14 protein-coding genes and 1 pseudogene are annotated in these 12,087 nt (G+C 44.2%); 7 read left to right on the top strand and 8 right to left on the bottom strand.

The window, feature by feature from the left end; genetic code table 11:
- Positions 1–8: 8 nt before the first annotated feature.
- Positions 9–1,025 (bottom strand): ABC transporter permease, encoded by a 1,017-nt coding sequence (locus tag F6J94_RS03910; protein ID WP_293037034.1) that lies wholly within the window; start codon positions 1,023–1,025, stop codon positions 9–11.
- An 8-nt stretch (positions 1,026–1,033) separates the two neighbouring features.
- Here F6J94_RS03910 and F6J94_RS03905 point away from each other — a divergent pair, with 8 nt between their 5' ends.
- Positions 1,034–1,174 carry a hypothetical protein gene (locus F6J94_RS03905; RefSeq protein ID WP_293037031.1) on the top strand — a complete coding sequence of 47 codons (141 nt, stop codon included), beginning with the start codon at positions 1,034–1,036 and terminating at the stop codon, positions 1,172–1,174.
- A gap of 200 nt (positions 1,175–1,374) precedes the next feature.
- Here F6J94_RS03905 and F6J94_RS03900 read toward each other — a convergent pair.
- The 3 genes and pseudogenes from F6J94_RS03900 to F6J94_RS03890 all read right to left on the bottom strand — a co-directional run.
- Positions 1,375–2,421, bottom strand: a pseudogene (locus F6J94_RS03900) (peptide ABC transporter substrate-binding protein); the annotation flags it as partial.
- Between the two features lie 76 nt (positions 2,422–2,497).
- Complete coding sequence (locus tag F6J94_RS03895; RefSeq protein ID WP_293037040.1) at positions 2,498–3,334, bottom strand: undecaprenyl-diphosphate phosphatase; 837 nt, start codon at positions 3,332–3,334, stop codon at positions 2,498–2,500.
- A gap of 301 nt (positions 3,335–3,635) precedes the next feature.
- A complete protein-coding gene (locus F6J94_RS03890) occupies positions 3,636–3,854 on the bottom strand; it encodes a hypothetical protein (protein ID WP_293037028.1) in 219 nt (72 codons plus the stop codon).
- A 105-nt stretch (positions 3,855–3,959) separates the two neighbouring features.
- Between F6J94_RS03890 and F6J94_RS03885 the strand changes: the two genes are divergently transcribed.
- The 6 genes from F6J94_RS03885 to F6J94_RS03860 all read left to right on the top strand — a co-directional run bounded on the left by F6J94_RS03885 (position 3,960) and on the right by F6J94_RS03860 (position 6,223).
- Entirely contained in the window at positions 3,960–4,133 is a 174-nt protein-coding gene (locus tag F6J94_RS03885) for a hypothetical protein (protein ID WP_293037025.1), read from the top strand.
- 339 nt (positions 4,134–4,472) lie between these two features.
- Entirely contained in the window at positions 4,473–4,622 is a 150-nt protein-coding gene (locus F6J94_RS03880; RefSeq protein ID WP_293037022.1) for a hypothetical protein, read from the top strand.
- The gene (locus F6J94_RS03875) at positions 4,615–5,142 is read left to right on the top strand and encodes an adenylate kinase (RefSeq protein WP_293037037.1); all 528 of its coding nucleotides are present in this window, start codon (positions 4,615–4,617) and stop codon (positions 5,140–5,142) included. The genes F6J94_RS03880 and F6J94_RS03875 overlap by 8 nt, the downstream gene beginning before the upstream one ends.
- Positions 5,143–5,344: 202 nt before the next feature.
- Complete coding sequence (locus F6J94_RS03870) at positions 5,345–5,701, top strand: antitoxin family protein (RefSeq protein ID WP_293037019.1); 357 nt, start codon at positions 5,345–5,347, stop codon at positions 5,699–5,701.
- Positions 5,688–6,095 (top strand): PIN domain-containing protein, encoded by a 408-nt coding sequence (locus F6J94_RS03865; RefSeq protein WP_293037016.1) that lies wholly within the window; start codon positions 5,688–5,690, stop codon positions 6,093–6,095. The genes F6J94_RS03870 and F6J94_RS03865 overlap by 14 nt, the downstream gene beginning before the upstream one ends.
- 2 nt (positions 6,096–6,097) lie before the next feature.
- Positions 6,098–6,223, top strand: coding sequence for a hypothetical protein (locus F6J94_RS03860; protein WP_293037014.1), 126 nt, complete (start codon positions 6,098–6,100; stop codon positions 6,221–6,223).
- 301 nt (positions 6,224–6,524) lie between these two features.
- Here the strand turns inward: F6J94_RS03860 and F6J94_RS03855 are convergent, their stop codons facing one another.
- The 4 genes from F6J94_RS03855 to F6J94_RS03840 all read right to left on the bottom strand — a co-directional run bounded on the left by F6J94_RS03855 (position 6,525) and on the right by F6J94_RS03840 (position 11,822).
- Positions 6,525–8,612 carry a heavy metal translocating P-type ATPase gene (locus tag F6J94_RS03855; protein WP_293037013.1) on the bottom strand — a complete coding sequence of 696 codons (2,088 nt, stop codon included), beginning with the start codon at positions 8,610–8,612 and terminating at the stop codon, positions 6,525–6,527.
- Between the two features lie 270 nt (positions 8,613–8,882).
- Entirely contained in the window at positions 8,883–9,278 is a 396-nt protein-coding gene (locus tag F6J94_RS03850; RefSeq protein WP_293037011.1) for a helix-turn-helix transcriptional regulator, read from the bottom strand.
- 405 nt (positions 9,279–9,683) lie between these two features.
- Positions 9,684–9,938 (bottom strand): hypothetical protein, encoded by a 255-nt coding sequence (locus F6J94_RS03845; RefSeq protein WP_070392913.1) that lies wholly within the window; start codon positions 9,936–9,938, stop codon positions 9,684–9,686.
- Positions 9,939–10,481: 543 nt separating this feature from the next.
- Positions 10,482–11,822 carry a TIGR03279 family radical SAM protein gene (locus F6J94_RS03840; protein ID WP_293022969.1) on the bottom strand — a complete coding sequence of 447 codons (1,341 nt, stop codon included), beginning with the start codon at positions 11,820–11,822 and terminating at the stop codon, positions 10,482–10,484.
- Positions 11,823–12,087 lie beyond the last annotated feature (265 nt).

Genomic DNA, 12,087 nt, shown 5'->3' with positions numbered 1-12,087 from the left:
TGTGGTCTTTAATCTAGTCGCTGATCTCCTTTATGGCATTCTAGATCCGAGAGTTCAAATAACATAGTAGGGAACAGGGAACAGGGAATAGGGAGTAGGGAATAGGGAGTAGGGAGTAGATTAAAGACCACAATTAAAATAGCGTAGATAAAGGTAATAGCCATCACTACCGGTGTATCGTTTCGATAGATAGAATCAATCAGCAACGCACCAATTCCAGGTACTCGGAACACTTGTTCAGTGATTAAAGCACCAGTAAATACAGTAGGAATATCTAGGGCGACTAAAGTAACAACCGGAATCAAAGCATTCCGTAAGATATGGCGATTGACCACTACAAATTGATGTAATCCCTTAGCGTAAGCAGTACGGACGTAGTCTTGATTTAGCTGTTCGAGTATGGATGAACGAATAAAACGCATCAATACTGCTGCTTGAAATAATCCCAATACTACGATGGGCATGATAGACTGCTTGACTTGGATTACAAAACTATTCCAATCTGTTACCTTAAGGGTGCTATCGTAGATAAAAGGGAACCAATTTAGCTGAACACTAAATAGAATAATGAACAGCAAACCAGTGAAAAAGGTTGGTAGAGAAAATCCTAGAAATGCCAGAGTTGTGACAATGTTATCAAAGATTGAGTAACGTTTAAGTGCCGAAATTATTCCTAAGGGAAACGCCAGCAATACAGCAAAGATATAAGCGGAACCCACAACCCATAACGTAGTAGGTAAACGCTGGAGCATTAGGTCACTAACGGGACTACGGCTAGTGAAAGAATATCCCATATCCCCTTGGATAAATGACCACGCCCATTTAATATACCGAATTGGGATGGGTTGGTCTAAACCAAGGGAGCGACGAATATTCTCCCGCACTTCTGGGGTAATCGAGGGATTAGTGGCAAATTCCCCCATCGGGTCTCCAGGTGCTAAGGCCAGGATACCGAATACTACGATACTGATAGCAATTAAGGTGGGAATGGAAACTAAAAGACGATTAATTAGGTATCGCGTCATGAAAATTGATGATAGCGGTTTTCAATTTGGTAGGGAATAGGGAATCGGGAATCGGGAATCGGGAATCGGGAATCGGGAATCGGGAATCGGGAATCGGGAATCGGGAATCGGGAATCGGGGAAAAATATTGTCTACCTCATAAGTATTAAAAATGCTATAGTTAATTGAAACTTGAATCTTGAAACTTGAATCTTGTTAATTAACGAATAAGCAATGAGTACTAATATCATGTCAGGATAATTACGCTTAATAAAAATCTCCCCAATCTCCCTATCTCCCCATCTCCCCATCTCCCCATCTCCCCACACTCCCGTTAATTATGGGTATTCAACCGGACTTGATATAACTATCACTTCCGCTTCCAATCCATAATGTTCCAAGTATTGGTATCCCATGGTGTGAAGTCATAACCTTCCAACTGATTGCTAAACCCAGCTACGTCAGCCCGATGGACAATGGGCAAAACTACCACATCATCTTTAACCAGTAAGTCATTCATCTGGATAAAGATTTTCCGACGTTTTTCTGGGTCTAACTCCTTTGTAGACTGCTGCCAAAGCTGATCGTATTTCGGATTACAGTAGCGAGAGTGATTTTGCCCAGACCATTGATTAGCTTTCTGGGAAATTTCATCACAGGTATAGGTTTTCAGATACGCACCAGGGTCAGGACTATCATTCCCTGTGGTGTACATTTGTAGGTCAGCATAAAAGCGTTGATTAGTATCGGTGTTGGCTGGATCACCAGAGAAATAAATACTGGCATCAATACTCTTAAGTTCTACCCCAACTCCAATCGAGGCTAGGGTCTGTTTAACAATTTCCTGGGTCTTCTGGCGGACAGGATTGACCGAAGTCTGAAACAACACGGTCATCTCGACCCCATCCTTATCGCGAATCCCATTACCATTGGTATCTTTCCAGCCTGCTTCTTCCAATAAGGCTACCGCTTTTTTAGGGTTAAATTCATAGGTAGTATTAGGGGAATTATATTGCTCTGGTAACACTAAGAAATTCCCTGTGGCTTTGCCCGTTGGTCCATAAAGCTGTTGAGCAATGGTTTCCCGGTCTAGGGCTAGGTTAAAAGCCTGACGCACCCGCTTGTCTTTGAAAAACGGATGGGGGAATTTGAGACTAGACCGTTCTCCAGACGGAGCTTGTTGATTGGGGTCGGTTTGATTCATTAAAATCCGTTCTACCAACGCCCCAAAGATAGCCACGACTTTACCTTTACCCCCTGCTTCCAGTCGCTTCAACACCGGTGCTTCCACTTGCAGATTGTAAGCATAATCCCCATCACCAGTTTGTAAGACTGCTCTAGCAGCAGAGGTAGCATCACCACCGCCTTTTAATTCTACTCGCTCGAAATAGGGTTTATCCCCTTCTCGGAAGTTAGGTCTCCCTATCTCCCTATCTCCCCATCTCCCCATCTCCCCATCTCCCTATCTTCCCATATTCCTACACTTGCGATCGCTAACTATTTTGTAAAACCCCAGTTATAATAGCACCTAAAATTGCTATCCCAAACAATAACCGATACCAGACGAATATCCAGACACCTTGTTTTTTGAGATAGCTGATCATCCATGCGATCGCTACGTAGGAAAATACTGCTGATGAAATCACCCCTACAATCAGTGACATTGCGCCAGCATCCCCAATGCCATCTTTGAGCAAACCGACTAACTCCACTAAACCAGCTAAGGTAATGGCGGGGATGCCCAACAAAAAGGAAAACCGTGCTGCGGTTGCTCGTTCCAAACCCATGAATAAACCAGCAGTGAGAGTCGAGCCAGACCGGGAGACACCAGGCATTAAAGCCAACGCCTGAGCCAAGCCCATCCCAATCCCATCTTTAAGACCTAAATCCTCAAAGTTACGCTTACGCTTACCCACGACTTCAGAAACACCCATCAACAAACCCATCACAATCGAGACATAGGCGATTGACATGGTACTCCGTATCGGAGAATTATCATAATCAGGGATAAAGATTTTAATCAGCAGTCCAAAGAAGACAATGGGTAGGGTGCCCAAGGCAATTCCCAGGGCCATCTGGAAGTCTTGGGATTGGTAATCGGATGTACGGATAGCTTTGAATGCGCCAGTAGTGACTTTAGCCAAGTCTCCCCAGAAGTACCACACTACCGCCGCAATGGAGCCTAGTTGAATCACAGCCGTAAACGCAACCCCTGGATCACCCCAGCCTAAGGCCACAGGTACCACTTTTAAATGAGCGGTACTACTGATGGGCAGGAATTCCGTGAACCCCTGTACAAAACCCAGCACCACAGCCTGAAAAATAGTCATGTGGGGCGTAGTAATTGTAGCAGTGGTACTGGTTGAGGATAAGACATCTGGGGCAGGAGTTGTGGCGAGAACCTTCAAGGGGAAGGTAAGGCAGGCGCTAAGGACAGCAATGATAGAAAAATTGATAAATTGACGTTTTGATAAGACCATTCTTTCCCCTATTGAGGTTGCTCCAGCTGAATCAGCCAGCCTTAATTCAATCGGTATTCTGGCATAAGTTACCAACAATCGCCAATGGAATCTGGATTCTTAGCAAACTCTTTATCGTATCCCAATTCCATGTCGTATTGATCCTTAATCCTTAAACCTTAATATTTAATCCTTCTCGGGAATCGGGAATCGGGAATCGGGAATCGGGAATCGGGAATCGGGAATCGGGAATCGGGAATCGGGAATCGGGAATCGGGAGTCGGGAATCGGGAGTCGGGAATCGGGAATCGGGAATCGGGAATCGGGAATCGGGAATCGGGAGTCGGGAGCGGTGCGCTTGACCTAGGGAATCGGTAAAAAAGTCTAGCAATAGCCCTGGCCCTACCGGTAGCGCACCACCCAGGCTAAGGAAATCTTAATTTTCCATAAATTTTTGAGTTCATCCTTCAGATTTTAGATGGCAATTATCATAATCATGAGGTACAAAAAATTTTTTCCCTATTCCCTACTCCCTACTCCCTACTCCCTACTCCCTACTCCCTACTCCCTACTCCCTATTCCCTATTCCCTATTCCCTACTCCCTGTTCCCTATTCCCTATTCCCTATTCCCTATTCCCTATTCCCTATTCCCTACTCCCTACTCCCTAAAAATTTGTACTTCACCCAATTGAAAAATTAAATATTTCTACCCTTGCCATCAACCACCACATTTCAGTACAAGCTAATTAACAATTATCCCAAGCAACGGTATAAATGTTCTTTCCATCGGGGTGCATCGATAGACCAGATTACATTCATGTTTGGTGTTTGGTTGAGTACTCCCAGCTCATCCACTACAGTTTGACCTGGGAGTAGGGAGTAGGGAATCGGGAATAGGGAATCGGGAATCGGGAATCGGGAATCGGGAATCGGGAATCGGGAATCGGGAATCGGGAATCGGGAATCGGGAGTAGTAATAATATTTGACTATTTCAGTACTACGGCGGTTTGCATAACTATCAGGTACACATTGTTTCTCTTTTTCCGACTTCCGACTTCCGACTTCCGACTTCCGACTTCCGACTTCCGACTTCCCTACTCCCTACTCCCTACTCCCTACTCCCTACTCCCTACTCCCTACTCCCTAACTATGAATAGAGTTGCAGTATTTGGCAATGCTGGCGGTGGCAAATCGACCCTCAGCAAACGTTTAGCGGAAATAACTGGATTACCCTTGGTACACCTCGATTCCATGAAATATAGACCGGGCGGTGTTGAGGTGCCCCATGCCGAGTTTAAAGCTGCCCATGATCACCTCTTGCAACAGGAGCAATGGATCGTTGATGGATTTGTCTCACTCGATACGGTGTGGCAACGGCTAGATGTAGCCGATACCCTGGTCTATCTGGATATGGCTGTGCTGCGACATTACTGGTGGGTCACAAAGCGATTTGTTAAAGGTCTTTGGGTGCCACCGGAAGGCTGGCCTGAAAATAGTCCCCTAGTACAAGGCACGCTGAATTCCTATAACACGGTCTGGCTGTGTCATAAAAAGCTAACGCCCAAATACCGGACTTATGTGGAAGCGGCTAAAGCAACAAAGCAGGTTTACCATTTGCGATCGCCCCAAGAGGTAAAGCATTTTTTGCAAACTATGGTTACAGAATTTGAAGGTTAGCTGAATGATTACCTTTGTATATAGCAATTCTACGACTTATGAGGTACAAATTTCTGGTTTTTAGGGAGCAGGGAGTAGGGACTTCGGAGCAGGTAAGAGGTAAGATATAAGAGGTAAGAGGGAAAAAATAATGTGTACCTCATAGCTACCATAAACGCTATAAACTTCACTTCTTGATGCAGTTGCTCATGGTTTTGGGTCTGTGTGCGGAACCTGCATCGCTGCTCCCTGTTCCCTATTTCAACAGTTAATTTTACGTTTGTCCGACTACTTAACTAACCAATCCACCCCTAACTCTTATGATGGAGCGTTTCCCATGGCTCAAATATTGAAAGCAATTTACCATAGTGGCACATTTATCCTTCAAACAGCCTGTGATTTACCTGAAGGTGTTGAAGTTGAGCTTGTGGTTCAATCACCTCAAGTCATTCCTCCTAAGATTACCGATATTGAGGCTAGACAAGATTTTTTAAGGTTACTTGTTGAGCGAATGCAACAAAACCCTATTCCTTCTGATTCTCCTAAGTTTACACGAGATATGTTCCATGAACGCCGTTGATACAAATATTTTAATTTACGTTAATGATTCCCGGGATCCTGCTAAGCAAGCAATTGCAATTTCTATAGTAACTGGTTTAACAGATGGGGTTTTACTCTGGCAAGTTGCCTGCGAATATTTGGCAGCAAGCCGCAAACTTGAGCCATTGGGATATGACAGAGTACAAGCATATCAGTATATTCGAGACTTGCAACAGGTTTGGTATACGGCTTTGCCAACTTGGGCTGTTATCGATCGCGCTGAAAACTTGATCAGTCGTTTTAATTTGTCCCACTGGGATTCGATGATAGTTGCTGCTTGTTTGGAGGCGAATATTGAAACTCTTTATACAGAAGACTTTGGATACTCAGACATTGATGGGCTAAAAATTGTCAATCCTTTCAAAAGTCCCTAAACTTGCAACAGCATGATAAATTTGGATCGTTTAAGGATGACCCGACCTTTGACAATCTACAGGCTGAAATTGCTGCCTATCGGCAAGAAATCGATCAAGAGATGGGGCACCTGGCAGAGCAACCCTAATCACACGTAATCCAAAAGACTTTGAGCGTGTCATAGGTTTAACCCTCGAAGACTGGTCAGTAATGTATAGCGTTGATTGCATGTATGAGGTAAAATTATCAACTTCAAAGTCCCCCTTTTTAAGGGGGATTTAGGGGGATCCCTTTGTACCTCATGGGAAACAGAATTGCTATAGATTAGTACTTTTGAGTAATCAATGTCGCACCAACTAACTTCACCGTTATATCATTTAATCTTCTATAGCGGTTTTTATTTTAATGAGGTACACAAAATTTTTACCATCTTACCTATTGCCTACTCCCTACTCCCTACTCCCTGCTCCCTGCTCCCTTATCTGCAATACCCGACTAGCATTAAGAATCGCCAACAGAGCCACTCCCATATCGGCAAATACAGCTTCCCAGAGAGTTGCTACCCCCATCGCACCCAGGGCAATAAAGACGACTTTCACTCCCAAAGCAATAATAATATTTTGCCAAACAATACGGAGGGTTCGGCGGGCGATCGCGATCGCTTCTGCTACTTTAGAGGGAGCATCGGTCATAATTACCACGTCGGCGGTTTCGATAGCAGCATCTGAGCCTAATCCCCCCATAGCTATGCCCACATCAGCACGAGCAATTACTGGTGCGTCGTTGATGCCATCTCCTACAAATGCGGTTTTATGGTTAGTTTGGTTTACTGCTGTGAGGATTTTCTCTAAAGCATTCACCTTATCCTCTGGTAAGAGTTCGGCTTGAAAATCATCTATCCCTAGCCTTCGAGCGATAGTATTAGCTATGGTTTGACTGTCTCCTGTCAGCATCACAGTTTTAATCTGCTGTTGGTGCAGTGCTTGGATGGCATTGATGGCATCTTCTTTGAGTTCATCGGCAATTAAGATACGCCCACTGTATTCACCATCCACAGCTAAGTGAGCTACCGTACTATCAGCCACACAGACATGATGGGAAATCCCCTCTCGATGGAGTAAGCGATCGTTTCCTGCGATCACAACTTTTCCATCAATTTGGGCGCGCATACCGTGCCCCGCAATTTCTTGATAATTTTCAACCTTAGAACTGTCAATCGGTTTGCCATGAGCTTGTCGAATCGATTGGGCGACGGGATGATTTGACCCAGATTCTACATGAGCAGCTAATTCTAGTAATTGCTCTTGACTCAAACCATTATGGGTAATAATATCGGTGACTCGAAAGTTTCCTTTAGTAAGGGTGCCAGTTTTATCAAAGACGACGGTTTTCACCTGAGTTAAGGCATCTAAAAACGTAGACCCTTTAATCAAAATACCCCGCTTAGCTGCCCCTCCAATACCGCCAAAATAGCCCAGAGGAATACTAATGACCAATCCACAGGGACAGGAAATCACCAAGAGCACCAAGGCTCGATAAGTCCAGGTGCTTGGGCTTGCTCCCGAAATTAGCAAAGGTGGTAACAGGGCAATTGCTAGGGAAAGAAAAACTACAACGGGTGTATAGTAGCGGGCAAAGCGAGTAATAAACTTTTCTGTGTCGGCTTTTTTGCTTCTGGCGTTTTCCACCAAGTCCAAAATTCTGGCAATAGAAGACTCTTCAAAGGGCTTAGTAACGCGAATGGTTAGCCCTCCAGACTGGTTAATCATCCCTGCTAACACCAGATCTCCTGTTACAACGGTACGGGGCACTGATTCTCCTGTGAGGGCAGACGTATCAAGTTGGGAACTTCCCTGAATAATCTCACCGTCCAGGGGAACTTTCTCCCCAGGGCGTACCCGAATCATTTCCCCAACAGCAACTTGATCAGGGGCAACGGTTTTGATCTCGCCGTTAACTAGCAAATTAGCAGTATCGGGACGCACTTCCAGCAAGGCTCGAATCGAACGACGCGATCGCCCCACCGCAGACCCCTGTACCAATTCCCCCACCTGGTAAAACAACATCACCCCCACTGCTTCCGGTAGTTCGTGAATAGCGATCGCGCCTATGGTGGCAATGGTCATCAAAAAGTTTTCGTCAAAAATCCGACCCCGCAGGATATTTCGCCCCGCAGTGGTTAGCACTCCCCAACCACAAAGTAAGTAAGCAGGAATCAAGACGGCATATTCAGCTATGCCAAAAGGAGTCTGATCTAAACTATCTTGAAAAATCAGTCCGATTAACAAAAGAGGAGTAGCGATCGCGACCGCTCTTAACTCGCGCCACAAGTTAAATTCATTCTTTCCTTGACTGTTCCCGCAGCAGTCATCATGGGTTGTGACCTCCTTTTCTTGACTGTTGCCGCAACAGTGATCATGGGTTGTCACCTCCTTTTCTTGACTGTTCCCGCAGCAGTGATCATGGGTTGTCAGCTCAGCAACCGCTTTAACGGAATGCCCAGAATTGCAGCAGTCTTGATGATGGTGTTGTGCCATAGCAATACCTAACGAAAATCTCCTGAATATCTGAAAGACTATTCAGACAAAAGATTATTCAAATTATATAGTAAGCAGCTGTGCAAAATAAATTATTTACAAATTTTTACATAATTATGAGGTACAATTTTTTTTTATTTGTTCCCATATACCATGCTTAATAGTCCCTAAAACCCAGAAATATGTACCTCACAAATTTAAAATTATCTGGCTGTATTGTAAATACTGTTACAACTATTTAATACTTCTTCCCCTATCTGTGCTCAATAATCAACTTTGATCAAGGTGTTGAGCTACTTCTCTATAAAAAGTCACAATATGTTCATCGGCAAGGCTGTAGTAAACGTTGCGACCTTGACGGCGATATTTTACTAGCTTTTGCGATCGCAATACTCGTAGCTGATGAGATACTGCCGATTCCCCCATTTTTACTATCGCTGCTAAGTCGCAGACACAAAGCTCTTGCTGTGCGAGGGCTGAAAGCAACTTTAGCCGATGAGGGTCGGAAAGAACGCTAAAAAACTCTGCCATCTGTTGCGCTTTTTCCGTTGCTAGAACCTTACTCTGGACCTGCCACACATTATCTAGATGAACTACGGAATCATCACAGCTTGGAGCATCAGAAGAGTAGACAGTTGGTTTATTTAAAGAACTAGAATCAGCCATGATGAATTATATTTATTATTTAATCTCTAGATCTATGATACTATAGCGTTTCTCGCAGTTATGAGGTACAGTTTTATTTTAGGTTGATTCCCTGTTAGGTGCGCTCTTACCATTAAGAATTAAATTCGGCACAGGTCGCACCTCTTGATGCAGTGCATCGCTATTCCCAATTCCCGATTCCCGATTCCCGATTCCCGATTCCCGATTCTAAATTCTAAATTCTAAATTCTAAATTCTAAATTCTAAATTCCCTACTCCCTTAAAAAAAAATAGCCGCAGAAATACCATCCACGGCTAGGAAATTGACCTTATGTGATTCCGTTTTCAACCCTATCGGGACCTGCTCCCATGGGAGCAGAATCGATGATTTTGCCAGGGGGCAAAGCCCCCCAGTAAGTTAATCCGTTAACCCAGAATTATGTACTTGGTCATCATCGTAATAAATTCTCCAGGAATGCCCGTCGGTTGTAGAGGACTCCACTCAGAAATTTCGGCGTAACGCAGTGCATAGAGGGCATGCATCGTGTTAATGATAGCCTTGCGGGAGCCCTTGAGAATGTGCTTAACAGGGTATTTTTTTGGAGAAGATTCCTGAGGATTATTACTAGGAGTTATATCCTCAGGGTTATTTTCAGGGTTTGGGCGAAATTCGGAATCCATGTTGGTCACCTTTTGCTTGTTGTTTGCATAGTATAATCATAATGATTATAAATTAAGTTGTCAAGGGTTTTTCTAAATTTTTTTTTGGGAAGGTATTTTAAATAAAATGTACGGGAATGGAATGGAGTGTGATTTTTTTGAGTAGTAGTTGAAAAAGGGAATCGGGAATCGGGAATCGGGAATCGGGAATAGTGCTATAATTATTAATAATTACTGATTAATATAGCGGGTTTTAAGCTAGTAAGGTACAATTTTTTTGGTTTATAGGGAGCAGGGAGCAGGGACTTCGGAGCAGTAAAGTCAGAAGAAAGAAAAGGTAAAAAATCCTGTGTACCTCATTAGGCTAAAAACCGCTGTAATTACTGATTAATAATTACTGATTACTGATTCCTAAACTATTTGCGATCGCAAAACTGATCTAGCGGTTCTCCTATGAATCAGGTAAACAGAATTTTTTCCCGATTCCCGATTCCCGATTCCCTACTCCCGATTCCCGATTCCCGATTCCCGATTCCCGATTCCCGATTCCCTACTCCCTACTCCCTACTCCCTATTCCCAAGAGCCCCATCTATCAATTCCTCAACACCATTAACAGGAATAATTGGAGTATTGAGCTGATCAGCCACTTCTGCCACAGTCATATCATCCAGAAACCGGGTATCACCATGCTTAAGCATCAACCCAGGTAACAGAATCATTTCTCCTAAGTCTTTTCCTTTTAATCCCTTCAGTAAATCCTGTCCAGTCAGCAAGCCAGTAACCGTTATCTCCTGACCCCAGTAATCACTAGATAACGCCACCATCCTAATCTCCAATCCTGGCACAGCATTGAACCGCTCTACCACAGGTTCAAACGCTTTTTCCACCGCATTACCCACTACCCAAGTCCCCCGTCGGGGGATTTCTAGACCCTTAGGTAACCGTTGAGTAGCAGCAGTTTGGAATTGTTTCAGGAACAACCGAATCGAACCAACACCATTCCCAATTTGAGGGTAGTCTCCGTAATCCGATTCTGGAGGTAACTCTTCTCTAGCAATCAAAAACCACTCATCTGCCAACCAAGCAAAGGTAGACCCCAACTGGTGCTTAAATTTCTCCTGAAGCCTTTGAACCTGAGCAATCACTTCCCTAGCTTTCTCCCCAGTAACACTAATTAGTTCATCCTCCTGGGGTCGAAACCGAGTCAATCCCACCGGTACTACTGCCGTTGAAGCGACTGCGGGCAGATCACCGGTATAGAATTGAGCTAAATCTAACAGAGTACGTTCTAAGTGAATGCCATCATTAATTCCAGGACACACCACTACCTGGGCATGAATTTGCAGCCGTCGCTCCTGAAACCACCTTAACTGCTCTAAAATTAGCCCAGCCCGAGGATTTTTCAGTAACCGTATGCGCACATCCGGTTCAGTAGCATGAACCGAAACATAGAGAGGAGATAGACGCATCCGTTCGATCCGATCCCACTCCGTTTGCTTCAGATTAGTCAGGGTTAGGTAAGAGCCATAGAGGAAACTAAGCCGATAGTCATCATCTTTGAAATAAAGGCTTTGGCGCTTACCTGGTGGTTGTTGGTCGATAAAGCAAAATGGGCAACGATTATTGCACTGAATCAAACCATCAAATAACGCTGTCTCGAATTCCAGCCCTAAATCGTCATCATAGTCTTTCTCAATTTCGATCACATGAGTCTTACCCGCCCCATCGATCACTTCCAGTTCTAGAATTTCATCCGCACACAGGAATTGATAATCAATCAAATCACGGGGATGGCTACCATTAATCGCAACAATAGAATCCCCTGGTTCAAATCCAACCTCAGCAGCAATGGAGTTGGGAAGAACCTTTGTGATTAATACTGGACGAATCGAGCTTTGACTCATTGATAGCAGTTTTCAATTGGGTGAGGCACAAAGTCGTTGGTTTTAGGGAACAGGGAACAGGGAACAGGGAACAGGGGGAAGAGTGGGGAGCTCACAAGGGTAGGTTTTTAAATATTGGGGCAAGTAGTTAATTTCATTGCGTAGAATCTCTTCCAAATAAATATATATCAAAATATACAATAATTGCTGGAATAATTCTCCCTATCTCCCCATCTCCCCATCTCCCTATCTCCCTATCTCCCCATCTCCCCATCTCCCCATCTCA

The organism is Moorena sp. SIO1F2, from assembly GCF_010672755.1.
Classification (GTDB): domain Bacteria; phylum Cyanobacteriota; class Cyanobacteriia; order Cyanobacteriales; family Coleofasciculaceae; genus Moorena.
This window is presented reverse-complemented; position numbering and strand designations above follow the sequence as displayed.